Origin of the sequence: Streptomyces sp. NBC_01268, assembly GCF_036240795.1 — a bacterium.
Taxonomy (GTDB): Bacteria; Actinomycetota; Actinomycetes; order Streptomycetales; family Streptomycetaceae; genus Streptomyces.
In genome coordinates, this window is the sequence record NZ_CP108454.1 from 962,097 (window position 1) to 985,652 (window position 23,556).

At 72.2% G+C, this 23,556-nt stretch carries 22 protein-coding genes; 2 read left to right on the forward strand and 20 right to left on the reverse strand.

Annotated elements, in window-relative coordinates:
* Positions 1 to 36 precede the first annotated feature (36 nt).
* Positions 37 to 1,194 carry an MFS transporter gene (locus OG309_RS04030; protein ID WP_329418321.1) on the reverse strand — a complete coding sequence of 386 codons (1,158 nt, stop codon included), beginning with the start codon at positions 1,192 to 1,194 and terminating at the stop codon, positions 37 to 39.
* A 75-nt stretch (positions 1,195 to 1,269) separates the two neighbouring features.
* On the opposite strand from OG309_RS04030, the gene OG309_RS04035 reads away from it, so the two are divergent.
* Positions 1,270 to 1,641, forward strand: a complete 372-nt coding sequence (locus OG309_RS04035; RefSeq protein WP_329418322.1) for an ArsR/SmtB family transcription factor — start codon at positions 1,270 to 1,272, stop codon at positions 1,639 to 1,641.
* A gap of 102 nt (positions 1,642 to 1,743) precedes the next feature.
* Here the strand turns inward: OG309_RS04035 and OG309_RS04040 are convergent, their stop codons facing one another.
* The 18 genes from OG309_RS04040 to aroA all read right to left on the reverse strand — a co-directional run bounded on the left by OG309_RS04040 (position 1,744) and on the right by aroA (position 21,722).
* The gene (locus OG309_RS04040; protein WP_329418323.1) at positions 1,744 to 2,691 is read right to left on the reverse strand and encodes a GNAT family N-acetyltransferase; all 948 of its coding nucleotides are present in this window, start codon (positions 2,689 to 2,691) and stop codon (positions 1,744 to 1,746) included.
* Complete coding sequence (locus OG309_RS04045; protein WP_329418324.1) at positions 2,688 to 5,021, reverse strand: heavy metal translocating P-type ATPase; 2,334 nt, start codon at positions 5,019 to 5,021, stop codon at positions 2,688 to 2,690. Before OG309_RS04045 ends, OG309_RS04040 begins: the two co-directional genes overlap by 4 nt.
* Before the next feature lie 134 nt (positions 5,022 to 5,155).
* Positions 5,156 to 5,380 carry a heavy-metal-associated domain-containing protein gene (locus OG309_RS04050; RefSeq protein WP_329418325.1) on the reverse strand — a complete coding sequence of 75 codons (225 nt, stop codon included), beginning with the start codon at positions 5,378 to 5,380 and terminating at the stop codon, positions 5,156 to 5,158.
* Positions 5,381 to 5,418: 38 nt separating this feature from the next.
* Positions 5,419 to 6,594, reverse strand: a complete 1,176-nt coding sequence (locus OG309_RS04055) for a pyridoxal phosphate-dependent aminotransferase (RefSeq protein ID WP_329418326.1) — start codon at positions 6,592 to 6,594, stop codon at positions 5,419 to 5,421.
* A gap of 4 nt (positions 6,595 to 6,598) precedes the next feature.
* The gene (locus tag OG309_RS04060) at positions 6,599 to 7,051 is read right to left on the reverse strand and encodes a FixH family protein (RefSeq protein WP_329418327.1); all 453 of its coding nucleotides are present in this window, start codon (positions 7,049 to 7,051) and stop codon (positions 6,599 to 6,601) included.
* Positions 7,052 to 7,083: 32 nt separating this feature from the next.
* A complete protein-coding gene (locus OG309_RS04065; protein WP_329418328.1) occupies positions 7,084 to 7,443 on the reverse strand; it encodes a hypothetical protein in 360 nt (119 codons plus the stop codon).
* Positions 7,436 to 9,367, reverse strand: a complete 1,932-nt coding sequence (locus OG309_RS04070) for an ABC transporter ATP-binding protein (protein WP_329418329.1) — start codon at positions 9,365 to 9,367, stop codon at positions 7,436 to 7,438. Before OG309_RS04070 ends, OG309_RS04065 begins: the two co-directional genes overlap by 8 nt.
* Entirely contained in the window at positions 9,364 to 11,055 is a 1,692-nt protein-coding gene (locus OG309_RS04075) for an ABC transporter ATP-binding protein (protein ID WP_329418330.1), read from the reverse strand. Before OG309_RS04075 ends, OG309_RS04070 begins: the two co-directional genes overlap by 4 nt.
* A 291-nt stretch (positions 11,056 to 11,346) precedes the next feature.
* Positions 11,347 to 12,594 carry an ATP-grasp domain-containing protein gene (locus OG309_RS04080; protein ID WP_329418331.1) on the reverse strand — a complete coding sequence of 416 codons (1,248 nt, stop codon included), beginning with the start codon at positions 12,592 to 12,594 and terminating at the stop codon, positions 11,347 to 11,349.
* On the reverse strand, positions 12,591 to 13,784 hold the full coding sequence (locus OG309_RS04085) for an ATP-grasp domain-containing protein (RefSeq protein ID WP_329428115.1): 1,194 nt from the start codon (positions 13,782 to 13,784) through the stop codon (positions 12,591 to 12,593). The genes OG309_RS04080 and OG309_RS04085 overlap by 4 nt, the downstream gene beginning before the upstream one ends.
* On the reverse strand, positions 13,784 to 14,911 hold the full coding sequence (locus OG309_RS04090) for a GNAT family N-acetyltransferase (RefSeq protein WP_329418332.1): 1,128 nt from the start codon (positions 14,909 to 14,911) through the stop codon (positions 13,784 to 13,786). Before OG309_RS04090 ends, OG309_RS04085 begins: the two co-directional genes overlap by 1 nt.
* 10 nt (positions 14,912 to 14,921) lie before the next feature.
* Positions 14,922 to 16,196 carry an ATP-grasp domain-containing protein gene (locus tag OG309_RS04095; protein WP_329418333.1) on the reverse strand — a complete coding sequence of 425 codons (1,275 nt, stop codon included), beginning with the start codon at positions 16,194 to 16,196 and terminating at the stop codon, positions 14,922 to 14,924.
* A 60-nt stretch (positions 16,197 to 16,256) separates the two neighbouring features.
* Positions 16,257 to 16,607: a carboxymuconolactone decarboxylase family protein gene (locus tag OG309_RS04100; protein ID WP_329418334.1), complete on the reverse strand. Its 351-nt coding sequence runs from the start codon at positions 16,605 to 16,607 to the stop codon at positions 16,257 to 16,259.
* 39 nt (positions 16,608 to 16,646) lie between these two features.
* Positions 16,647 to 17,876: a M28 family metallopeptidase gene (locus tag OG309_RS04105; protein ID WP_329418335.1), complete on the reverse strand. Its 1,230-nt coding sequence runs from the start codon at positions 17,874 to 17,876 to the stop codon at positions 16,647 to 16,649.
* Between the two features lie 15 nt (positions 17,877 to 17,891).
* The gene (locus OG309_RS04110; protein ID WP_329418336.1) at positions 17,892 to 18,071 is read right to left on the reverse strand and encodes a hypothetical protein; all 180 of its coding nucleotides are present in this window, start codon (positions 18,069 to 18,071) and stop codon (positions 17,892 to 17,894) included.
* Positions 18,072 to 18,146: 75 nt separating this feature from the next.
* Positions 18,147 to 18,839, reverse strand: a complete 693-nt coding sequence (locus tag OG309_RS04115) for a glutamine amidotransferase-related protein (RefSeq protein WP_329418337.1) — start codon at positions 18,837 to 18,839, stop codon at positions 18,147 to 18,149.
* Positions 18,840 to 18,906: 67 nt separating this feature from the next.
* Positions 18,907 to 20,427 (reverse strand): 2,3-bisphosphoglycerate-independent phosphoglycerate mutase, encoded by a 1,521-nt coding sequence (gpmI, locus tag OG309_RS04120; protein ID WP_329418338.1) that lies wholly within the window; start codon positions 20,425 to 20,427, stop codon positions 18,907 to 18,909.
* Entirely contained in the window at positions 20,424 to 21,722 is a 1,299-nt protein-coding gene (aroA, locus tag OG309_RS04125; protein WP_329418339.1) for a 3-phosphoshikimate 1-carboxyvinyltransferase, read from the reverse strand. Before aroA ends, gpmI begins: the two co-directional genes overlap by 4 nt.
* Before the next feature lie 243 nt (positions 21,723 to 21,965).
* Here aroA and OG309_RS04130 point away from each other — a divergent pair, with 243 nt between their 5' ends.
* Positions 21,966 to 23,045 carry a helix-turn-helix transcriptional regulator gene (locus tag OG309_RS04130; RefSeq protein ID WP_329418340.1) on the forward strand — a complete coding sequence of 360 codons (1,080 nt, stop codon included), beginning with the start codon at positions 21,966 to 21,968 and terminating at the stop codon, positions 23,043 to 23,045.
* An 11-nt stretch (positions 23,046 to 23,056) separates the two neighbouring features.
* Here OG309_RS04130 and OG309_RS04135 read toward each other — a convergent pair whose 3' ends face one another.
* Entirely contained in the window at positions 23,057 to 23,431 is a 375-nt protein-coding gene (locus OG309_RS04135) for an ArsR/SmtB family transcription factor (protein ID WP_329418341.1), read from the reverse strand.
* Positions 23,432 to 23,556: the final 125 nt, after the last annotated feature.

A 23,556-nucleotide genomic window follows, 5' to 3' on the forward strand; every position in this document is an offset into this window, starting at 1 on the left:
CCCGTGGCGGAGGGCGGGCGAAGTCCGCCCTCCCCGTTACGTGCGCGTGGCGGCGACAGCTCCGCAGGCGGCCACGACCGCCAGGAGGGCGAACAGGCGAGGGTATCCGCCGAGCGGACCGGCCAGCGCCGCTCCGGCGAAGGGCGCGAGCGCTCCCGCCACGGCGGGAAGGACGCCGAGGAGGCCCGAGAGCCTGCCGTAGTGGGTGGTCCCCCAGCGCTCGGTGACGGCGGTCGCCTGGGCGAGGGTGAGGTTTCCTCGCGCCATGCCCGCCGCCACCGACAGCGCCACGAGGAGGGGGTACGGGCCGGGGAGGAGGGACAGGGCCGCCGTGGCGAGGGCACTGAGGGCGATCAGGGCCGTCAGGCGAGCGCTCGGGCCGGTGCGGCGGGCCAGTCCGGCGTAGAGCGTGCGGCCGAGGGTCTGGCCGGCGCCTCCGAGACCCAGCGCCCAGGCCGCTTCCGTCAGCGAGAAGCCTCGTGCGACCAGCAGCGGGACCAGCGCCACGACGACCGAGAAGGCCGCGAAGGCGGAGAGGGTCGACGACAGGGCCAGCATGCGGAACCTGCGGCTGCGGGCGACGGCGGAGGCGCCGGTGGAGTTGCCCTCCCCCTGCGGGACCGGCGCCCTCGGCCACTCCGGCTTGAGGGCGATCGCGTGGGCGGGGATCGTGACGACCGCCAGCAGCGCGGCGAGCACGAGATACGTGCCCCGCCAGGACATCCGGTCGGAGAGCGCCGCCGTGAGCGGGGCGAACACGGTGGAGGCGAGGCCGCCCGCGAGGGTGACGAGGGTGAGGGCGCGCACATGATCGGGGGCCCACCAGCGGGTGACGGCGGCGAAGGCGGGCGGATAGAAGGTCGACGCCATGGCCACCCCGGCGAACGCCCAGCCGAGGAAGAACACGCCGGGCGTCCGGGCCGCGGCGATCACGACGAGACTCGCGCAGCCGAGGACCGAGCCCGCTGTCATCAGGGCCCTGGGCCCCCTGCGGTCGACGACCCGGCCCACCAGGATCCCGGTCAGCCCCGAGACGATCAGGGCGAGCGAGAACGCCCCCGTCGTCGCACCGGCGGACCAGCCCGTGTCCGCCGTGATCCCCGAACTCAGCACGGGGAAGGCGTAGTAGAGGATGCCCCAGCTCGTGATCTGGGTGAGGCACAGCGCCCGGAGCGCCCTGCGCCGCTGTCCCATGCCCGCCCCCGTCGCCGCCGGTGAGATCGCTCCGCAGCATTGCCCGCGTGATTCGACACATGCAAAAATAGAGGAATGTCGAACCTGAGTACGGTTCTTTCGCACGTCGATCCTTCCTCGGGCGCCGTGCCCTGCTGCTCCCCCCTCCTCGCCGCCGAACTCTCGGCAGCGGACGCCGACCGTCTGGCTGCCGTGTTCAAGGCGCTGTCCGATCCGGTGCGGCTGAGGCTGCTGTCCCGTGTGGCGTCCCACCCCGCCGGTGAGGCGTGCGTCTGCGACATCGCCGACGTCGGGGTGTCGCAGCCGACGGTCTCCCACCACCTCAAGAAGCTGCGGGAAGCCGGGCTGTTGACGTCCGAGCGCCGCCGGACCTGGGTCTACTACCGGGCCGACCACGAGGTGCTGGTCGCCCTGGCGGCGCTGCTCGGTCTGCCCGGCCGACCCTAGCCGTGCTCGACCCCAGCCGCGCTCGACCCCGGCCCCCGCTCGGGCGGGGGAAGCGGGCGGGCGTCGCGCACGGGGGAACGGTCGCGACGCCCACCCGCGGTCTCAGGGGGCGGTCCCGATCGTGTGCACGGTCGTTCCCGCCAGGCCCGTTCCCCGGAACGGCCGGGGGTCGAGGCCGTCGGACGAGGTGAACAGGTTCAACCAGAGCGGTGCGGCGACCGCCGCGCCGTCTCCGGACCCGTCCGCCTCCGCGTCGTACGACAACAGCGCGGTGGGGTCGGCGAGTTCGCCGAACCGGATCACTCTGTCCGCCTGGTGCGATCCGCTGCCCGGCTCGACCAGCTGCCCCGGCACGGCGGCGAAGCCGAGCCGCGACTTGAAGCTGAACAGCCCGGCGTTGCCCACGTGCCCGTACAGGTTGATGTCGCGCCCGAGGGTGGCCCAGCGGCGCCCGCACGTCCTGGCCTGGCGCAGCGTCTCCGCGTACAGGACACGGCTGAGGCTGTCGCCGCGCTGCCCGGCGGTGACGGCGGAGAAGCGCGCCCGCATCTCGTCGTTGGCCGGCAGGTCCTGGTTGAGGCAGGCGCCCACCAGCTCGTCGCCCGCGCGGACCGTGACGACGCGGTACGTGTCCGCCTCCGCCAGGATCTGCCCGCGCTGCTGGACCGCGACGGCCCAGCCGTTGCGCATGCCGGCGACCTGTCGCTCGTACACCTTCAGGAAGTCGTCGAGCAGCGCGACCGTCAACGGCTCGGTCTCGACGCGCAGCCCGGCCTCGCGCGCCTTGCGGTAGGCCGCCCGGATGTCGTAGCGGTCCTTCCCCGACAGCGTGGCCAGGTAGTGCTCCTCCGCATCCAGGGCCTCCGCCCGCCACATGACGACCTGCGGCTTGGGCAGGAACCCCGCCCGCCTCAGCTCGGGCCAGAGCCCGGCGGGCGGGTCCTGTACGCGGACGAGGTCCGCCTCGGCCGCGTACCGCCGCCATCCGCCGCTCAGCGCCTCGTCGGAATCGACGACCGCCATCGCCAGGCCCAGGGAATCGACGATCACGCCGCGGCCACCGTGGCAGGGCGACCGGCCGGGAGCGCGTCCGGCGCCGTGTACGGGCTCCCGGTGGAGGCCGACGTGAACCTCCGCAGCCGCAGGCTGTTCGTGACCACGAAGATGCTGGACAGGGCCATCGCAGCGCCCGCGATCATCGGGTTCAGGACGCCTGAGGCGGCCAGCGGGATGCCGGCCAGGTTGTAGAAGAAGGCCCAGAAGAGGTTGCCCTTGATCGTGCCGAGGGTGCGGCGGGAGAGGCGCACGGCGTCCGCGGCGTCGCGCAGGTCGCCGCGCACGAGGGTGATGTCGCTGGCCTCGATGGCCGCGTCGGTGCCTCCGCCGATGGCGATGCCGAGGTCCGCCTGGGCGAGCGCGGCGGCGTCGTTGATGCCGTCGCCGACCATGGCCACGTTGCGGCCCTCGTCCTGCAGCCGGCGCACGACGGCGGCCTTGTCCTGGGGCAGGACCTCCGCCTCGACGTCGGTGATGCCCATCTCCTCGGCGATGCGCCGGGCCGCGCCCTTGCTGTCGCCGGTCAGCAGGACGGGCTTGAGGCCGAGCCTCCGCATCTCGTCGACGGCCGCGCGGCTGGTGGGCTTGGCCTCGTCGGCGACGAGGAGCAGGCCCCGGACCCGCCCGTCCCATCCGACGGCGACCGGGGTGTGGCCGCTGTCGGCGATCTCTGCGAGGCGACGGCGCAGGGCGTCGGGCGTCGTCATCCGTTCGGCGACCCAGGCGGGGCGGCCCACCAGGACCTCGCGTCCGGCGACCTGGCCCAGGACGCCGAAACCGGCGCTGGCCTGGAAGTCGGCGACCGCGGGAAGGTCCTCGGTCAGTTCCCGGGCGGCCGTCGTGACGGCCGTGGCGATCGGGTGCTCGGAGGAGTGCTCCAGCGCACCGGCGAGAGTCAGCAGCTCGGCTCGGTCCGTGCCCTCGGCGCACACCGTCTCGACGAGCCGCATCGTGCCGGTGGTGACGGTTCCGGTCTTGTCCAGGAGGACGGTGTCGATGCGGCGGGTCGACTCGAGGACCTGGGGCCCTCTGATCACGATGCCGAGCTGAGCGCCTCGTCCCGTTCCGACGAGGAGGGCGGTCGGCGTGGCGAGGCCCAGGGAGCACGGGCAGGCGACGACCAGGACGGCGACGGCCGCGGTGAGCGCCACCGCCGCGTCTCCCCCGTTGCCGATCCAGAATCCGCCGACGCAGACCGCCAGGGCGACCACCACGGGGACGAAGACCGCGGCGATGCTGTCGGCCAGCCGCTGCACCGGCGCCTTGCCCGCCTGCGCCTCGGAGACGAGCCTGCTGATGTGGGCGAGCTGGGTGTCGGCGCCGACCCGCTCGGCCCGGACCGTCAGTCTGCCGTTCGTGTTGACGGTGGCTCCGACGACGCTGTCGCCGACGGTCACCTCGACCGGGACGCTCTCCCCGGTCAGCATGGACGCGTCGACCGCCGACGTGCCGTCGACCACGACGCCGTCGGTGGCGATCTTCTCCCCCGGCCGGACGACGAACGTGTCCCCGACGCGGAGCTCCCCGATGGGGATCTCGATCTCGCGGCCGGCCCGCAGGACGGTGACGTCCTTGGCGCCGAGTTCGAGCAGCGCCCGGACGGCGCTTCGGGCCCGGTGCTTGGAGCGGTGCTCCGCGTAGCGGCCCACGAGCACGAACAGCGTGAGGGACGTGGCCACTTCGAGGTAGATGTGGTGCAGGCCCTGGCCCGGCGTCGGGGTCATCAGGAAGGGCATCCGCATGCCGGTGATGCCCGCGTAGCCGAAGAAGAGGGCGTACAGCGACCATCCGAAGGCGGCCAGGACGCCGATGGAGACCAGCGTGTCCATGGTGCCGGCGGCCTGGCGGACGTTCTTCCAGGCCGTCGTGTGGAAGGGCCAGGCTCCCCAGACGGCCACGGGAGCGCCGAGGGTCAGCGACAGCCACTGCCAGTTGTCGAACTGCAGCGGCGGGATCATGGCCATGGCGATGACCGGAACGGTGAGCGCCAGGCAGACGTGGATGCGGCGGCGCATGGTGGCGAGTTCGCGCTCGGCCGCGTCCTCCGCGCTCTCACCCGCGTCGGCCTCGGCCGGTGTCGCGGCCTCGGGGGGCGGCGGGAGGACCGCGGTGTAGCCCAGCTTCTCCACGGTGTCGATGAGTTCGGCGACCGTACGGCGCTCGTCGAAGCTGACGTGGGCGCGTTCGAGGGCGAAGTTGACCTCGGCGGTGACGCCTTCCAGCTTGTTGAGCTTCTTCTCGATACGGGCTGAGCAGGCACCACAGGTCATGCCGCCGATGTCGAGCGTGACCACGGCTGGTGCCGTCGTGGCAGTGCCTGCCATGACTGCGTACTCCTTAGGGGAGGGGAACGGGACTGGGCGCGGTTACAGGGGCGGGAGCGCGCTTCCGAACAGGTACGAGACGCCGAAGCAGGCGACGAGGCCGACGGCGAAGAGGGCCAGCTTGACGGGCGGGTTCACGCGGCCGCCCCGGCGAACTCGTACCCGGTGCGCTCGACGGCGGCCTGGACCGTGTCGTGGTCGAGGACCCCGGCCGCCGTGACGGTGACGCGGCCGCTCTTGTGGTCGACGACGACCTCCGTACCCTCGCCGAGGTCGGTCTCGATGGCCGTGCGGACGCGCTTGGCGCAGCCGCCGCAGGTCATGCCGCGGACCTCGAAGACGGTGGCGGTGCTGCTCATGGGTGACTCCGATCGAAGAGGGGGCAGGCGAGGGGGATTCAGCTGGACTTCACATGGGCGGCGATGCGGTACAGGGCCTGGACGATGTCCTCGGCGCTGACCGCGTACGACAGACGGACGTGGTCCGGGGCGCCGAAGTCCCGGCCCGGCATCACCGCGACCCCGGCGTGTTCGAGCAGGTCGCGGGCGATGGTGTCCGCGCCGTCGTCGGGCCGGGTGTAGAGGCCGCGCACGTCGACGAAGGCGAAGAAGCCTCCCTGGGGGTCGCCGGCCAGGCGGAGCGGCGGCAGACCGGACAGGCCGTCCCGCATGAGCGCCCGCCGGGCGTTCAGCTCCGTCGCCCGGCGGGCGAGCTCGGTGTCGGTGTCGCCGGTCAGCGCGGCCAGCGCGGCGTACTGGGAGATCGAGGAAGGCGCCGAGCTGGTGTGCCCCTGGACGGCGGTGAGGGCCTGGGCCACCGGCCCCGGGGCCGCCGCGAAGCCGATGCGCCAGCCCGTCATCGCGTAGGTCTTGGAGAAGCCGCCGATCGTGACCGTGCGTTCGGCGACCTCGGGCCCCAGGGAGGCGACGCTGGTGAAGACCGCGCCCTCGTGGACGAGGTCGCCGTAGATCTCGTCGCTGACGATGACGAGGTCGTGCTCGACGGCGACGGAAGCGAGCGCCTGGAGCTCGGCTCGCCCGTAGACGACTCCCGTGGGGTTCGACGGGCTGTTGAGCAGCAGGACCCTGGTCCTGGGGGTGATCCGGGACCGGAGCGCCTCGGGGGTGAGCTTGAAGCCGGTGCCGGTGGTGTCGACGACGACGGGCACGGCTCCGGCCAGCGTGATCATGTGCGGGAAGCTCACCCAGTACGGGGCCGGGAGGATCACCTCGTCGCCGGGCTCGCACAGGACCGTGAAGACCTGCGCGAGAGCCTGCTTGGCGCCGTTGGTGGTGACGATCTGGGCCGGCTCGCAGGAGACGCCCCAACGGGTGGCGAGCCGCTGGGCGATCGCCTCCCGCAGCGGACCGATCCCGGCTACCGGGGTGTAGCGGGTACGGCCGGCGGCGATGGCCTCGCGCGCTCCGTCGGCCGCCTGCTCGGGGGTCGGGAAGTCGAGCTCGCCGCCGGTGAGGTTGATGATGTCGGCGCCGCCCGCCAGCAGCGACTTGATGTGGGCGTCCAGGGCGGCGGTGCTGGAGGCGGGCAGGCGTCGAGCGCGGGTACTGAGCACGGGCCTACGCCGCCTTCACGTCGAACGCGGTGGTCGAGGCCTTGCCGGTCTCCGGGGTGACGACGACGGTGACCGTCCAGTCGCCCGGCATGCCGAGCACCAGCTTGGCCTCGTAGCCGCCGCCCTGGGCGCTCGCGGACTGGTTGCCGCCCTTCATCTTCATGTTGGGCATCTCCGGGTTGATCTCGACCTTCGCGCCCTCCACGGCCTTGCCCGCCGCGTCCTTCACGGTGATGGTCGCCGCACCCGCCGCCCCGCCGCCCTTGGCCGGGCAGGGGGTCACCTTGAAGGTGACCTCGAGGCCGGCGTCGGTCCCTGTGGCGGTGCAGCTCGCGTCGAGGGGCGTGCCTCCGCCGGCCGCTCCCCCTGCGGAGGGCGTCGTCGAGCCGCATCCGGTCACGAGTACCGCGGTCAGCGCCGCGCCGCCCGTCACGGCGATGGCCGTGCGCCAGGTCATCTGTGCTCCTTCGGGAGTGCCGGTGGGGTGGGTCAGCCGCAGCAGGACGACTTCTCGGGGACGGCGGGCGCCTCGGCGTCGGCCGCGGGCTTGGGACCGCAGCACGACGACTTCTTCGGCGCGGCGGCCTCGGTGGCGGCGGCGGAGGCCGTGGGCTTGGGGCCGCAGCACGAGGACGTCTTGGGCGCGGCGGCCTGCTCGGTCTTCAGTGCGGGCTCGGCGGGCTCGGTCTTCTCGGTGTTCTCGGTCGCCGGGGCCGCGTCGGCCGTCGGCTTGGGACCACAGCACGACGACGCCTTCGGCGCCTCGACGGGCGCGGTCGCGGTCGCGGTCGCCGTGGAGGTCCCCTGGGCGGCGTCCCAGAACATGCTTCCGAGGGTGCTGTCAGACATGGGTGTTGTCCTTTCCGGTGGCGTTCTTGCGGGTGCGGCCCTCCTGGGCCTGGCAGAGTTCGGTCAACCGTCCGCCCGCGGTGAGCAGTTCGACGGGGCGGCCGGATTCGACGATGCGTCCGTCCTCCAGGACGAAGACCTGGTCGAGGTCCTCGACGAGGGTCAGCCAGTGGGCGACCACGATCGCCGTACGCCCGTCGAGGAGACGCCGGATGGCGGCGAAGACGAGGCGCTGGCGCTCCGGGTCGACGCTGGAGATGGCCTCGTCGAGGACGATGACGCGCGGGTCCGCGAGCATGGCGCGGGCCAGGGCGATGATCTGCCGCTCGCCCACGGACAGGCGTGAACCGCGCTCGCCGACCCGGGTCCGGTAGCCGTCGCGCAGTCCGGCGATCACCTCGTGGGCGCCGACGGCCCTGGCGGCTTCGACGACCTGCTCCTCGGTGGCCTCGGGCCGGCCGAAGAGGATGTTCTCGGTGACCGTGCCGTCGAAGAGCTGGGCCTCCTGGGTGACCAGGAGCACCTGGGACCGGACGGAGGCGCTGCTGATGCCGGCGAGGTCGTGGCCGTCGATGCGTACGGTGCCGCCGGTCGGCGTGTAGAGGCGGACGAGGAGCTGCATCAGGGTGCTCTTGCCGGCGCCGCTGGTGCCGACGATGCCGATGTGCTGTCCGGGCTCGGCGCGCAGGCTGATGCCGTGCAGGACGTCCGGCCCGTCAACGTACGCGAAGGTGACGTCGTCGACGGCGACGGCGCCCTCGACGGGCGGCAGGGTGCCCGACCCGCTCTGCTCCTCCTCCAGGTCGAGGACGTCGAGCATGCGGCGCGCGGAGGTGGCGATGTCGGACGCCTGGCCCATCTGGTTGGCGAGGTCGCGGACGGGGTTGAGCATGCGCTTGACGAAGAGCGCGAACGCGGCGAGCGTTCCGGCGGCCAGAGCGGTGCCGGAGGCCATGCCCATGGACGCCATCATGGTGTCGGTGCCCATGAGCATCCAGGTCATCGGCATCATGCCGGAGGCCATGTCGAAGAAGAATCCGGAGCCCAGCTGGTGCCCGTTGATGATCTGGAGGCCGCCGAAGAAGATCAGCAGGGCCAGGGCCAGGAAGACGCTGAAGCCCAGGTGCGAGGTGAGCCAGAGGCGCTTGCGGGACAACCTGTTGTGGACGGTGCTGTACTCCTCCGAGCGCTCCCGCAGGTCGGCGAGGACCGCCTCCTCCTGGCCGAAGGAACGGATGTCGGCGAGGCCGTCGATCCGCTGGTTGAGGTAGCCGACCATCTGGTCCCAGCCCTGGCGCTGCGCGCGGGTGTCGGGCTTCAGGCGGGCCGTCCACTTCACCGCGATCCACACCATCAGCGGGATGGTGACGAGCGTGGGCAGCGCCACCAGGGGGCTGAGGGCGAGCAGGAAGACGGCGAAGGCGATGAACCAGATGACGCTGTTGGTGATCTCCATCAGCGTCTTGGTGAGGAAGCCGCGGAAACGATTGGCCTCGAAGAGGACGCGGGTGACCCACTCGCCGCTGGCCTGGGAGACGTGCCGGGAGAGCTGGACGTTGTGCAGGCGGGCCACGAGGTCGTTGCGGATGGTGATGGTCAGGCGTTCGTTGACGCGGATCATCGCGGAGTTGTACGTGATGCGGATGACGTTGTCGACGACGGTCAGCAGGACGAGGTTGAGCGCCGTCGAGCGGACGGCCTCCATGTCGCCGATGACGATGTGCCCGATGCCGGCCATCACCGTGTACATCACCGCGATGGTGACGACGGTGTTCACGACCGCCATGGAGGTGGCGACGCTGAGCCAGCCCCAGTGGGGGCGCAGGTAGGGCAGGAAGCGCCGGATCGCCTTCAGGAGGGTCCGCCGCGCCTCGCGCTCGTCCGGGAGGACCGCGGGCGCCGGTGAGGTGGTGGTCGTGGTCATGAGTCCTTCCCTCCGTCCACGCCGGCCGCGGCGGCGAGCGGAGCCGTGGCGTCCGCGGAAGGCTCCCGGGGGGCGAGGCTGATGGTGCGGTCGGCGTAGGAGGCGACCGCGGGCTGCTGGGAGGCGATGACCAGGGTGCGGCCCCGCCGGACCCTGAGGACCGTCTCCAGGAGCGCGGCCTCGGTCTCGGCGTCCAGGTTGGCCGTCGGGTTGTCGAGCAGCAGGATGTCGGGGTCGACGAGCAGGACCCGGGCCAGCCCGATGCGCTGCCGTTCGCCGGCGGACAGGTCGAGGGTGCTGGCGCCGAAGGCGCGGTCGAGCGGGATGTGGGAGAGTCCGGCGGCCTCGACGGCGTCGGCGATCTCCTGGCGGGTGGCGGCGGGGCGGGCGAAGCGGACGTTGTCCTCCAGGGTCCCCTCGAAGATCCACTGCCGCTGCGGAAGGTAGAGGACGCGGCTGCGCAGGGCTTCGGGGGCGTACGAGCGGGCGTCGACACCGTCGTAGGTCACGCTGCCGGCCTCCGGGTCGCGGAGCCTGGCCAGCACGTGGAGCAGGGTCGACTTGCCGCTTCCGGTGGGGCCGGTCAGGGCGACGGCCTCGCCCGGCTCGATGCGGAACTCGGCCTGGTCGAGGATCCGGCGGCCCGCGACGTCGACGTCGATGCCGGTCGCGTGGATGCCTCCCAGCGCGGGGACGTCGGTGTCGCCCTCGCGGCCGGCGAGCACGGAGGGCGCCTCCATGACGCGCAGCAGGCGCTGGGCGGTGACGACGCTGCGGAAGGCTCCGTTCACGTGCATGGCGAGCATGTGGATGCTCATCTGGAACATCATCACGAGGGCGACGACGGCCACCAGGTCGCCGACGGTGCTCGTGCCGTCCAGGACCGCGTTGCCGCCGGCCCACAGGGCGATCGGCGTGGGCAGGCCTCCGATGACGTTCAGGACGGCTTCCCAGCGGCTGTACGTGCGCTTCATCTGGCCGTCGCGGGCGGTGTGCGCCTCGTTGACCTTGTTCAGGCGGTCCGAGGCGTCCGCCTCGCGGCCGTAGGACTTCACCACGTTGATGTTGGCGAGGGATTCGCCGACGCCGGCGAGCAGCTTGGTGAACTGGCCCTTCAGCTCGACGAAGGCCCGCTGGAGGCGGAGCTGGACGGTGAAGTTCCCGATGAGCACGAAGATCATGGGGATGCAGGAGAGCAGGGTCGTGCGGGGGTCGATGACGAGCGCCGTGATGAGCATGGCGAGCATCACGAGGACCTGGTTGAGCAGTTCGAGCAGGCCGCCGTTGGTGAGGCCGCGGACGGAGACGGCGTCGGAGATGAGCCGGGTGAGCGCCCGGCCGCCGGATGCCTCGGCCACGTCGGCGGGGCCCAGGTGCATCATCTTGCGCACCAGGTCCTCGCGCAGGTCGTTGACGGCCTTGCTGGCGACGGTGAACCGCATGCGCTTGCCGTAGTGCAGCAGGACCGTGGTGGCCATGCCCGCGGCGAGGACGCCGAGCGAGGTGATCAGCAGGCTGCTGGACTTCCCGCCGAGGACGCCGATGTCGATGGCGTAGCGCGTCAGGAGCGGCACGGCGATGTTGCCCAGGAGGCCGATGAACATGATCACCGTGGCGGTGACGATCTCGCGGCGGTAGCGCAGCGGGTAGCCATAGATGAAGCGCAGCGCGCGTAGCGAGTCGTTCAACGTCGAGCCCCCTCTGGAGTGGTGTGGGTCAGGTGGTTTTCAGCGGGCCGCACCCGACGGGTGCGGCCCGCCGTAGCGTCCCGGGTCGGGATCAGTCGCAGCAGGCGCAGGCGCAGCCGCACTCCTGGCCGTCCTCGGCCACGTCCTCGGCGCCGCTGGTCTCGCAGCAGCCCGAGCCGATCATGTCGTCAGCCATGCTTCCTCCTCTCCGAGGCTTGATTCGATACTTTCAAAAGTATCGAATCACGTGGTCTGGTGGAGCGTCAACAGATCTTCACCAAGCGGTGGTTGTCAGCAGCAGCTGGTGTGCGGACGGTTCACGGCGGCGTCCGCCGCGGCGTCGTCGAGCACCCGGATCGCGAGCTGCTCGCGCACCTTCGCGTAGTCCCGCTCCAACTGCTCCAGGCTGTCGCCGGCGAGCACGACGCGGCCGAAGGCACCGCCCTTGGGGTGCTCGACGGGCAGCACGGCGTCGCCGGGCTCGACGTCGAACTCCACGAACGGCGGCACCGGGGACTCCAGGCCGCTCAGCGCGCCGGCGGCCTTGGCGTCGTAGTCGATGCGCCCGCCGGTGTCGAAGACGATGCTGCGGTAGAGCCCGGCGGGCGCCTTTGCCGCCTGCGGATCCGCGTGCCGGCCGAGGGCGGCCTCGGTGGCGATGAGGCTCGGCTCGTGGCCCGTGGTGGACCTGATCATCTCGACCGCCTGGCCGCCGGGCACACGGGGGTTGATCTCCCCGGCACGCCAGCCGTCGGCGGTGAGGGTGAACTGGAGCGCCGCGACCCAGTCGTCGAGCCCGACGGCCGCGAGGCTCCGGTCGACGAGGTCGTCGAGCTCCGCCCGGCGTTCCGCGTCGAGGCGGCTCGGGAAGAACCCGCCGACCTTGACGAACGTCGGGGGCGGCCCGACCTCCCCCTCGACGACCCACACGACCTGGGTACGGCCGCCGACCCGGGAGGCGAAGACGCCGAACTCCGGCCCTGTCACGTACTCCTCGATGAGGGCGGAGTCCCGGCCCGCCGCGAGGATGGCACGGACCGCGCCTTCGGCCTCCTCCCGGCTCCCGCAGTAGGTGAGGCCGGCGGCGCTGGAGGCGTCGCGCGGCTTGACGACGACGGGAAGTCCCAGCTCCGCGGCGGCCTCACCACCTTCCTCGGCACCGGAGACCACCCGGTTGCGGGGCACGGGGACCCCGGCCTCGGCGAGGAGCCGGTGGGTCGCGGCCTTGTCGATGCAGTCGCGGGCCGCCTGCTCGGTGATGCCGTGGTCCAGCTCCAGCTCGGCGCGCAGCCGTCCGGCGAGCGGCACGAGGCGCTCGACTCCCGTGACGACGGCGGCGATCGGCTGCTCGGCGTGGGCCGCGGAGACCCGGGCGACCACGTCGTCCCAGTCGTCGAAGTCGACCTCCAGCGGGTAGTCGGCGAGCATGACCTGGGCGAGCGTCATGTTCTCCTCGGCGAACACGACGTCGTGGTCGGTGTGTTCCTGCAGCTGCTGCACCGTGCGCTGGCCGCTGAGGACGAGGACGCGAAGGGTCAAGGGACCATCACCTGCTGGTTGTCGGGCTCGACGCGGAGTCGGAGCGAATCGAGGATGGCGCGGTATCTGCTCTCCAGCTCCGCGGGGTCGTCGCCGTAGACCACGATGCGGCCGTAGCTGCCGCCCTGGGGGTCGTCGACGCTGCGGACGCTGTCGCCGGGCTCGACGTCGAGCGTGACGGCGGGCGCGTCGATGCCGTCGAGGTCGTACCAGGCCGTGCCCGCCCGCTCGGAGGTCACACAGCGGTACAGGACGCGGGTCGCGGTGGGCGTGCCCCGTGTGACGGGACGGCCGAGGGCGATCTCGGCGGCCGCACGGGTGAGGTCGACGCCGGTGAGGCGCTCGGTGGCGGCGCACAGCTGCCCACCGGGCGGCCGGGCGGCGACGTTGACGAGGACGGGACCGTCCTCGGCGAGCCGCACCTGGGCGTGGGAGACGGCGTGGTCGAAGCCCAGGACGTCAAGGGCCCGGGTGACGAACGCCGCCACCTCGGCCTCCCGCTCGGGGCCGAGCCCGCTGGGGAAGTCGTACCCCGTCTCGGCCTGCCGCGGGCCCGGTCCGACGTGCTGCGCCAGGATTCCGAGGACCTCGGTCCGGCCGTCGCGGGTGATGCTCTGCACGGCGTACTCGGGACCTTCGACGGCCCGTTCCAGGAGCAGCGGGGCGGGACCGAGCGCCTCGACCGCGCGGGCCACGTCCTCGGCCGTGCGGCAGAGCATGCTGCCGCGGCCGCCGGAGCCGGTGGCCTTCTTGACGACGACGGGCAGGCCGAGTCGCCGCGCGGCCGCGGCGGCGTCCGCCGGGTCGGCGGCCGGCAGGTGCTCGGGGACGCGCACTCCCCCGCCGGCGAGCAGCATCCGCATGCGGATCTTGTCGTGGCAGGCGAGGGCGGCACGGAGGTCGAGGCCGCGGGTCCCGAGCCGCGCGGCCAGGTAGCTGGCCAGCGGCAGGTGCGCGTCGTAGACGCTGAAGACCGCGTCGAGCGGGCGGGTGGCGTGGAGCCGGCGCAGCGCCGCCTCTGCGGCGTCCCAGTCGTCCAGGTCCAGATCGAGGGGGACGTCGACCTTGCAGGCCAGGTCCAGCGGCGTGGGGTCGTCGAGCAGGACCGAGCGCACGTCCAGGTGGTTCAGGACGTCGACGATCCGGCGTCCCGAGACGCACGCCACGCTCTGTCGCGCGTCGGCGTTCATCAGCAGCACCGCCTGATCATGTCGAGTTGCTCGTCGGGCCCTTGACACTTCTGCTCCAGGCGCCGGCAGGCCGCGTGGAGGGCGGCCCGGTCGGCGCGGTCGGAGGTGTTCAGGGCGAGGTAGAGCGGCACGGGGTGGGCGCCCAGCCTGCGCTTCTCCGCGCCGTTGGACCGGCCGAGGTCGATCGAGGTGACGTCGGAGGGGACGGCGCTCTCGATCAGCCGGCCGGCCATGGCCCGGTAGGGGACGAAGCGCGACAGGCGCTCGGTGTCGAGCCCTGCCAGCCACATCGACCAGGTCGGACCGAACTGCCAGCCCGCGAAGACGCCCACGGTGCGCTGCTCGGCGTCGGTGGCCGTGACCGTGCGCTCGTACGGCGCGAGGCGGGCCTTGACGGCGTGAAGGAACGATTCGGGGAGCACGTCGGTGGGTGTGCCGCGGTCCTTGAGGAGGGAGTGGAGCAGGCGCACCAGCGTGTCCGCGTCCGCAGGGGTCTCCGTCACCGTGTGCGCGCGGCCCGAGACCCGCCGCTCCTTCTCCAGCTTCCGGCGCAGGCGCCCCGAGGCGAAGCCCCAGTACTCCGCGACGGACGGGACGTCGGTGTCGCACCGGTACGAGGTGGTGATGTGCGCGGTGGCGTACCCCTGCCGCAGGAGGAGGCCGCTCAGGTCGCCGGCGGGGGCGTTGGCCACACCCCAGGTCCGTATCCCGTCGTGCCGGGCCGTGGTCTCCAGCGCGCCCAGCAGCGAGGCGAGCGCGTCCTCGTGCCCGGGTGTCGCGAGGGGCCCGCCGTCGAGCGCGGCGAGGCTGTGGGCCAGGAGGACGGGTCCGCCCAGGTCGAGCCGGGCGAGCTCCGTGAGATAGGAGAGGCGAGGGCACTCGTGCACCACGTACGCCGGGCAGACACCCACGAGCTCGTCGTCGCGGTACGCGAGGAGGTGGCGGGGCTCGAAGCGCCCCGGCGGGGCGTCCTCGAAGGCGGCGAGCCACTCCCAGGTGTGGAAGACGGTCCCGCCGGCCCGGGCGACGACCCGGTTCCACTCCCCGGCGTCGATCGAGCGGACCGACGTCCGGACGTCGGTCCGGTGCCGCCCCGACAGGGTCGCGGCGGAGTCGGTGAGAGTCATCCCGGCCACCTCAGCAGCACGACTTGAACTCGCGGCTGTCGGTCTCCGCGGGACCGAGGCCGTCTCCGAACACCACCTGGAGGCTCAGCGCCTCACGGACCCGGCGCTCGGCGGCGTCGAGCTCCTCGGCGGACTCGCCGTAGACGAGGATGCGCCCGTAGACGCCGCCGTTGGCGTGGTCCTTGGGCAGGACGGTCTCGCCGGGCTCGATCTCGACCTCGACGAGCGGGGCGAACGGCCCGGGCTCCCTCTCGACGTCGTCGTACAGGAGCGTGCCGGAGGTGTCGAACACGATGCTCGCGTAACGGGCGTACGGCACCGTGGCCCCGGCTTCGGACTGCGGGAGGCCCAGCGCCTGCCGCGTGACCGCTTCCGTCATGTCGAGCCCGCTGACGGCCGTGGTCATCTCCACGAGCCGCCCGCCCGGGCGGCGCGCGTTGACCTCGATGACGCGGAAGCCGTCGGGGCCGCGCCGGACCTGGGTGTGGCTGATCCAGTCGTCCAGGCCGAGTGCGCCGAGAGCACGGCCCATCAGCGCGTCCAGCTCGTCGCGTTCGGCCGGCGCAAGGCCGCTCGGGTGCTCGTATCCGAGCTCCACGAAGACCGGCGGCGGGGTCATCCGCTGCCGGAAGACGCTGAGGACGCCGGTCCTGGAGTCCTGCGTGAGGGTCTGCACGGCGAACTCGGGACCGTCGACGTACTCCTCGACGAGGGCCCCGGCCAGGGGGCCTGCGGGCGCGCCGAACAGTGAGGCGACGGCCGCGCGCAGTTCGCCCTCGTCCCGACAGCAGCGCACCCCGAACGCCCCCGCGCCGTCGCGGGGCTTGACCACGACCGGGTAGCCGATGTCCTCGGCCGCCGCGACCGCCTCCTCCACGGTGGTGGCGAGCGAGAAGCGCGGCACGGGCAGACCGGCCTCGCTCAGCACGGTACGGGTGCGCCACTTGTCCCGGCAGTTGGCGGCCGCGGTCTCGTCGAGGCCGCGAGGGCTCTCGACGAGGAGCCCGTTGAGGTACGCCATGAGCGGCAGCCGCGGTTCCGTGTGCGTGAGCACGGCCACGGGAGCCTCGTCGCCGAGTTCGGCACGGATCGCCTCCGCCACCGCGTCCCGGTCGTCGAGGTCGACGTCGACGTGGGCGTCGACCCAGGGCATGCAGTGCCAGGGCACCTGCGCGTCCACGAGCACCACACGGTGTCCGAGGTCCCGTACGACGCGGAACTCCCGCTCGCTGCGGCCTCCGAGCACGACGACGGTGCCGGCGCCCTTGGTGGATGGATCAGTCACGTCCCGCGGTCCTTCGGATGAGGTCGGAATGGGGCTGGGATCGGAGTGGTGACGACGGGACTAGCAGCAGGTGTTGGCCTTCTTCGCGGCGGCGGCGACGGCCTGCACGGCCGGGCGCTGCAGGGCGTCCAGCTTCATCGCCTCGACGATGCCGGCGATCTGGCCTATCTCCTCGTTCTTCAGGCCCAGCTTCTTGCCGGCGGCGAGGAAGGAGCGGACGGTCTCCTCGCGGTCCTGCATGAGCGCGGCACAGAGGGCGACGGCGGCACGGGTCTTGGCGTCCAGGGCGTCGTGGTCGAAGACCGCGCCGAAGAACTCCTGGTAGCTCTTGGAGAAGGCGGCGTGGTGCTCCCCGACCGTGGGGGCGAGCTGGACGAGCTGGGTGGAGACGGACTGCTGGGCCGCGGCCATGGTGGGACTCCTGAAGGGGGAAGAGGGTGGTGACGGGGTTCAGTTCGGGGACGCGAGGTGGCGGATCGCCTCCAGGACGAGCCTCCCCGCCTTGTGCAGGGCGTCGCCCTCGATGCGCTCGGGGCTGTCGAGCGGCGAGTGGTAGTGCGCCGCTCCGAGTCCGACTCCGGCGGCGGGGAAGCCGGCCGAGGCGTAGCGCCGGTTGTCCGACGCGACCGTGCCCGCGTACAGGGGGATGCCGAGTCGGCGACCGGAGGCGTCGAGCGCGGCGATGAGGTGCTGGGGAACCGGGTCGCCAGGGCCCAGTTCGACCGCGACCCTGCCGTTGAACTTGCCGGCCATGTCGAGGTTGAGCACGTCGGGCTCGGTGCCGGCCTCCCGCAGTCGCCGCGCGTGGTGGCCCGAGCCGAGCGTACCGATCTCCTCGGCGTCGACCAGGGCGAACAGGACGGGGCGGGCCGGCGGGGCGGAGGAGCACAGCACCCGCGCCACCTCGCACAGCACGGCCACGCCGCTGGCGTTGTCGCCGGCGCACGGGAAGTGCCGTTCGGGGTCGGCACCGACGCCGTCGTAGTGGGCGGTGAGCAGGATGGGCTTCGCCCGGGGATCCCTGCCGGGCAGCCCGGCCAGGATGTTCGTGCCCGTGGCGGGCACGCGCACCAGCGGCACGTGGGCCGTGACGACAGCGCCGACGGCGTCCGCGAGCAGGTCCGGTCGCACGGCGACGACCGGGAGCCCGACCGGCGAAGGCCCCTGCACCCGCTTGGTGAGGAAGCCCGAGGCGTCGGCGTTCTGCGCGGTGAGGATGCCCGCCGCGCCGCGCGCCGCCAAGGTGTCGGCGAGCTCGACGAAGGCGTTCCCCTGGGGGACGGCGAGCAGGGCCGCCCACTCCCCCTCGCCCGCGTCCTGGCCGGTCACCGGCCCGGTGACGGGCTCGGTCATCGGGCCCGTACGCGGATGCTCCGCGAACTCCGCACGGTGGACGAGCGCGCGGTCGAGCGGCGGGCCCTCGACGCGGAGGGTGGGCTGGGCCTCCAGCCGCATCACCTCACGGATCGCGAAGCCGTCGCGCTCCGGGGTGAGCCCGTACGACGCCAGCTCGGCGGCGAGGAACTCGGTGGCCAGGTCGTGTCCGGGCGTACCGGGCGCGCGCCCTTGCATGTCCGGCGTGCACAGGGCCCGGAGCGTCGTCAGGGCGCGTTCCGCGTCGAAGTCGTCCGCCGGCGGCTGCGCCGTGGCGGGCTCCCGGCCCTGTGCGGTGTCGGTCATCTGCGGGCGTCCTTCTCAGCAGCCGCCGCCGGGTTCACCGCAGCAGCCGCCGCCCTGGCCGCCGGTGACCGCGCCGGTGGCGTCGGCCGGCTCGCCGCAGCAGCCGCCCTGCGCGGCACCTGCGGTGTCGGTCGGGTCCGTGACGAAGCCGCCGACGGGCTCCTGCTCGGCCGCCTCGGTCGAAGTCGTGGCCATGACGAACTCCCTTTCAGCGCTTCTGATTTGAACTCCACTTACTTAAACAAGTATCGAATCAGAGAGATCGTCGTGTCAACGGTCCCGAAGGGCCCGCTCGCCGACCGCGTCGAGGAAGACCCGTATCAGCGGGTGGAGTTGCTCCGGCCGGGAGGACAACTCCGGCTGGAACAGGCTGCCGACGAAGAACGGATGGTTCGGCAGCTCCACCGCGCGGGGCGCCTTCTCCGCGTCCCAGCCGCTGACGCGCAACGAGCCGGAGAGCATCCGGTCCTCGTACTCCGGATTCAGGCCGTACTTGCAGTGATAGGTCTCCACGGCCGACTCCAGGCCCGGGTAGGCGGCGGAGAGCCGGCTGCCGGAGGAGAAGTAGAGCGGTGCCGTCTCCCCCACGAGCGAGCAGGCGAGCGGGACGATCAGCGGGGTGTCGGCGCAGGCGTCGTACTGCACGTCCTCCGCGTCCTCGATGCCCAGCACGTTGCGGGCGTACTCGATGAGCGCGTGCTGGAAGCCGCCACAGGTCCCGAGATACGGGATGCCGAGCGTCCGGGCGGTACGGATGGCGAGCAGCACGCCCGCCTGGTTGACGTACGGCGAGCCCGGGATCACCCAGATGCCGTCGTACTCGGCGATGCTCTCGGTCACGGCGAAGCTCGCGAGCCAGTCGACGTCGACGCCGAAGGCGGGTATGAGCTCGTCGAATCGGGCGTGGGAGGGCACACGGTCGCTCCGGTCGCCGACCAGTGCGAGCCTCGGGCTCCGGGTCATCGGTGGGTCTCCTGTCCGGTGGGGGTACGGGGGACGTTCACGCTGCCGCGGCGCCGGAATCCGGATGTCACCACAGCGGACGCCCGGTCATCCGGGGTGCCGGGGGGAGCCCGAGCAGCGCGAGCACGCTGGGGGCGATGTCGGCGAGGGTGGCGGGCCCGGTGGGCTGCCGCACCTCCTGCCCCTCCGCCGGAACGAGTACGGCGGGCACCGGGTTGGTGGTGTGACCGCCGTACGGCCGGGGGGCGCCGTCGGCCCCTTCGGCGAGCATCTTCTCGGCGTTGCCGTGATCGCCGACCAGCAGCACCCAACGCCCAGTCGCCCGTGCCGCGCGGCAGATGGCCTCGACCGCGCGGTCGGTGTACTGGGCGGCCTGGCGGGTGGCCTCGAAGTGTCCGGTGTGGCCGACGACGTCGATGTTGGCGAGGTTGGCGACCACGAGGGGCACCTCGTCGCGTCGCGCCGCGGCCGTGACGGCCTCGGTGACCCGGTCGATGTTCATCGCGGGCCGCGCCGTGTAGTCCGGGGCCGTGTCGCCGGTGACCCTGACGTGCTCCTCGACGGGCACGGGCCTCGCGTCCCTGCCGTTGAGGTAGTAGGTGACGTGCTCGAACTTCTCGGCTTCGGCGATGCGCACCGAGCGCACGCCGTGGGCGGCGAGCTGGGTGGCGATGCCGCCGCCCGCGTCCGCCCGGCGCACGAGCGGCGGGATCGGCGCCTTGGTGTCGTACTGGGCGAGGCTGAGGAAGGTGACGCCGCGCCCGGCGAGCCGACGGTGCAGGTCGTCCGCGAGCTGCTGGATGCGGTCGCTGCGGAAGTTGGTGAACAGGACGGCGTCGCCACCCCGCACCAGGCCGCGCGGTTGCCCGTCGGCACCGGTCACGACGCACGGCGGCACCCATTCGTCACCGCGCTGTTCGAGCTCCAGTGCCTCCCGCGGCTCGTCGATCGCCTCCCCCTTGCCGTCGACGACGGCGAGGGCGGCCTTCTCCGTCAGTTCGAGGTTCCCGCTCTTGTCCAGCGCGTAGCCACGCCCGACGACGGTCGCGATCCCCCCGATGCCGGCCTCGGCGGCGTACGCCTCGACGGTTGCGAGGTACGCGGCGGCGGTGTGGTCCGCCACGTCACGCCCGTCGGTGACGGCATGGACGTGGACCGCGGGCACGGAGAGCCGCGCCGCGATGCGCAGCAGCTCCTTGAGGTGGCGCACGTCGGCGTGGATCATGCCGTCGGAGCAGAGTCCGATGAGGTGGAGCGACCCGCCGGTGGCGGCGAGGCCGGTCAGTACGCCGGTCAGGGTCTCGTTCGACCGCATCCGGCCGGTGGAGATCTCCTCCTGGACGAGGACGCTGTCGTACGGGAGGGGCCGGCCCGCCCCGATCACCATGTGCCCGATCTCGGAGTTGCCGACGGTGCCGGGCAGCAGACCGACCGCCGTGCCGGAGGCGTCCGCGAGGACCGTCGGACAGCTGGTGAGCAGAGCTTCCAGGTACGGGGTGGAGGCGGCGGTCAGGGCGTTGGCGTCGCCCGGCTCGGCGTGGCCCCAGCCGTCGAGCACCAGGAGGACGCCTGGCGTCCCGGTGCTCACAGGGTGCTCGACGCGTCGTCGCGGAGGCTGTCCAGCTTCTGCCAGAAGGTCGGGAAGGACTTCGCGACGCAGCCGGGGTCCGTGATGACGACGCCTTCCGTGCGCAGGCCGGCGATGGCGAAGCACATGGCGATGCGGTGGTCGTCGTAGGTGTCGATGACGGCGCCCCGGGGCGTGCCGCCCGTGATCGTCATCGCGTCGTCGTGCTCCTCGACGGTGATGCCCATCTTGCGCAGTTCGGTGGTGACGGCGGCGATGCGGTCGCATTCCTTGATCCGCAGGCTGGCGATGTTGCTGATGTGCGTGGTGCCCTGGGCGAACGCGGCGACGACGGCGAGCGTGGGGACGACGTCGGGCATGGCCTCCATGTCGATGTCGATGCCGTGGAGTTCGCCGCCGGTCAAGGTGATGGAGTCATCGGTGACCTCGGCCGTGCAGCCCATGCGGACGAGGGCGTCGACGAGGCCGACGTCGCCCTGCTTGGATCCGCTACCGATGCCCGGAAGGGTGACCTTGCCGCCGAGGACGGCCGCGGCGGCCAGGAAGTAGGACATGCCGGAGGCGTCCGGCTCGACGGTGACGGTGCCGCCGCGCAGCTTCTGTCCGGCCGCGACGGTGAACCGGCTGTAGCCGTCGCGCTCGACGACGACGCCCATCTCGGCCAGGGCGGCGATGGTCATCTCGACGTACGGCTTGGACACCAGGTCGTCGACGATGTGGACCTCGGTGTCCTGCTCCGCGCGTGTGGCGTTGACGAGCAGGCTGGAGGTGAACTGGGAGCTGACGGCGCCGCTGATGCGGGTCGAGCCGCCGCGGAAGCTGGGGCCGGTGACGCGGATCGGCGGACTGCCGTTGCCCCGTACCGCCTCCGCCGTGACGCCGACGCCGGGCAGGGCGTCGAGCAGGGAGCCCATGGGGCGCTCCTGCATGCGCGGGGTGCCGGTGAGCACGGTCGTGCCCTCGGCGTGGCCCGCCATGGCGATCAGGAAGCGGATCGGGGTTCCGGCCGCGCCGACGTACACCTCCTCGGCGGGGGCCACCATGGGCCTGCCGGTGGGCGTGACCGAGATCCGCTCGGCGTCGGCGTCGATGTCCACCTCGACGTGCCCGAACGCACGCAGCGCGCCCGCCAGGAACCGGGTGTCGTCACAGACGAGGGCGCCCTCGATGGTGGTCGGCTCGCCGGACAGGGCGGCGAGCGCGAGGTAGCGGTTGGAGTAGCTCTTGGAGCCGAGGACCTTCACCCGCTTGTCGAAGGTCTCCAAGGGCCGGATGGTGACGCTCTCGGCCTTCATGCGCGGGTCTGTCCCGAACGAGCTCAAAGCCTCTCCCGGAGGTCATGGCGCCGTGGCGCCGGTGCTGACGCGTTCGAGACTGCGGGGGTTCCGGGGTGGCTGAGAAGGCGCTTCCCTGTGCAGCAAGTTGCCGGGCAACATGCTGCCTTACTTGATCGGAAAGCGAATCCGCGGCCCCATCAAGTGATCAACCACCGTGCTATCTTGAAGAAATTCGATTCAGCAGCAGACCCGGGGGGGCAGATGTTGCAGTCGCTCGGATTGGACGAACTGGCCCACACGATCTACCGCTTCGCACTCGACCACCCAGGGTCCTCGCTCGACGAGCTACTGACCGAAGTCGACGCGCCGGCGGCGTCCGTGCGCGACGGGGTGGGCCGACTCCTCGAACTCTCCCTCCTGCGCCAGGTCCAGGGCAGCCTCGTACCGACCCGGCCGCCGCTCGCCCTGCGCACGATGCTGGAGCGCCGACAGTCCGAACTCCTGCGCCGCCAGGAGGAGTTCGCCCACATCAAGGCGGCCGTGGACCGACTGTCGGAGGAGTACGAGGACGCCCAGGCCCGGGGCGCCCAGGCCGGCTGGGAGCGCCTGGAGTCGCCCGCGGCGATCCACGCGCGGATGGAGCACCTGGCGGACAGGACGACCGCCGAGTGCGTGTCCCTGCTTCCGGCGGACGTGAACGGCCCCGAGTCGCTGCACGCCCGCCGCCTGATGGACCAGCACATGCTGGACCGTGGCGTGCTGGTCTGGAACGTCTACCAGGAAAGCGTCTACAACGACCGCACCGGCCTCGCCTATGCCCGGTGGATCGCCCGGAGCGGCGGCAAGGTGGGGACGGCCCCGACACTGCCCCTCTGGCTCGTCGTCTACGACCGCACCACGGCGCTCCTGCCCGTCGAGCCGCGCGACCCGGCCGCCGGTGCGGTGCAGGTGACCGGGGCGGGATACCTCGCCGGCCTGATCGCCCTGTTCGAGCGGCTCTGCGAGAGCATGACGACCCTGGACGCCCCGGGAGCGTGCGACGGGGACCAGCCGACACCACTGGACAAGGAGCTGCTCCGGCTCATGGGCCAGGGGCTCACCGATGAGGCCGTCTGCAAGAAGCTGGGGATGGGGCTGCGCACCGCCCGTCGCATGATCGCCGACCTCATGGAACGCCTGGGAGCCCGCAGCAGGTTCGAGGCGGGGGCCAAGGCGGTCGAGCGGGGCTGGCTGCGCCCCTGCGCGTGCGGAGGCGATCAGCCGCAACGGCCGAGGGAACTCAAGAGCTCCTCCGTCCCGTTGGCGGTCGACCGGCGCCCGAACCTCGACATCCTGGTCTGAGTCCCGGAGGCTCAGGCCCCCGAGACCGCCAGTTCCTCCATGTCGGGAACGGCGAGCAGTCCGGAGAGCAGGCCGAGGTTGTCGCGGCGGATCCTGTAGTAGACCCACGTGCCACGGCGCTCGGAGGTCACCAGCCGGGCCTCGCGGAGGATCTTCAGGTGGTACGAGATCGTCGGCGCGGAGAGGTCGAAGGGCCCGGTGAGGTCGCAGACGCACACCTCGCCGTCACCGGTCGTGGACGCGATCATCGACAACAGCCGGAGCCGGATCGGGTCACCCAGCGCCTTGAACATCTTGGCCGTACCCGCGGCCCGCTCCTCGTCGAGAGGCGCGGCTATGACGGGCGTGCAGCAGGACACGGGCTGGATCACCTCAAGCTGTGACATCTGTTTAGTTTCACACTCGTCGAATCATTGTGCAACCGACCTGAGGCGTGACGAGAGGCACCGTACTCGCCTTCCGGGGAGGGGAGATGGCCCTGCCTCCGCAGGGTGGGGTTGCGGAGGCAGGG

Excerpts from the sequence above, each read along its gene's own strand:
- OG309_RS04130 (WP_329418340.1), top strand. The coding sequence starts at position 21,966 with ATGTTGCAGTCGCTCGGATTGGACGAACTGGCCCACACGATCTACCGC.
- OG309_RS04090 (WP_329418332.1), bottom strand. The coding sequence starts at position 14,911 with ATGACTCTCACCGACTCCGCCGCGACCCTGTCGGGGCGGCACCGGACC.
- OG309_RS04110 (WP_329418336.1), bottom strand. The coding sequence starts at position 18,071 with ATGGCCACGACTTCGACCGAGGCGGCCGAGCAGGAGCCCGTCGGCGGC.
- aroA (WP_329418339.1), bottom strand. The coding sequence starts at position 21,722 with ATGAAGGCCGAGAGCGTCACCATCCGGCCCTTGGAGACCTTCGACAAG.
- OG309_RS04085 (WP_329428115.1), bottom strand. The coding sequence starts at position 13,784 with ATGAACGCCGACGCGCGACAGAGCGTGGCGTGCGTCTCGGGACGCCGG.
- OG309_RS04070 (WP_329418329.1), bottom strand. The coding sequence starts at position 9,367 with ATGACCACGACCACCACCTCACCGGCGCCCGCGGTCCTCCCGGACGAG.
- OG309_RS04105 (WP_329418335.1), bottom strand. The coding sequence starts at position 17,876 with ATGACCGACACCGCACAGGGCCGGGAGCCCGCCACGGCGCAGCCGCCG.
- OG309_RS04135 (WP_329418341.1), bottom strand. The coding sequence starts at position 23,431 with ATGTCACAGCTTGAGGTGATCCAGCCCGTGTCCTGCTGCACGCCCGTC.
- OG309_RS04050 (WP_329418325.1), bottom strand. The coding sequence starts at position 5,380 with ATGAGCAGCACCGCCACCGTCTTCGAGGTCCGCGGCATGACCTGCGGC.
- OG309_RS04065 (WP_329418328.1), bottom strand. The coding sequence starts at position 7,443 with ATGTCTGACAGCACCCTCGGAAGCATGTTCTGGGACGCCGCCCAGGGG.
- OG309_RS04045 (WP_329418324.1), bottom strand. The coding sequence starts at position 5,021 with ATGGCAGGCACTGCCACGACGGCACCAGCCGTGGTCACGCTCGACATC.
- OG309_RS04030 (WP_329418321.1), bottom strand. The coding sequence starts at position 1,194 with ATGGGACAGCGGCGCAGGGCGCTCCGGGCGCTGTGCCTCACCCAGATC.
- OG309_RS04035 (WP_329418322.1), top strand. The coding sequence starts at position 1,270 with ATGTCGAACCTGAGTACGGTTCTTTCGCACGTCGATCCTTCCTCGGGC.
- OG309_RS04100 (WP_329418334.1), bottom strand. The coding sequence starts at position 16,607 with ATGGCCGCGGCCCAGCAGTCCGTCTCCACCCAGCTCGTCCAGCTCGCC.
- OG309_RS04060 (WP_329418327.1), bottom strand. The coding sequence starts at position 7,051 with ATGACCTGGCGCACGGCCATCGCCGTGACGGGCGGCGCGGCGCTGACC.
- OG309_RS04115 (WP_329418337.1), bottom strand. The coding sequence starts at position 18,839 with ATGACCCGGAGCCCGAGGCTCGCACTGGTCGGCGACCGGAGCGACCGT.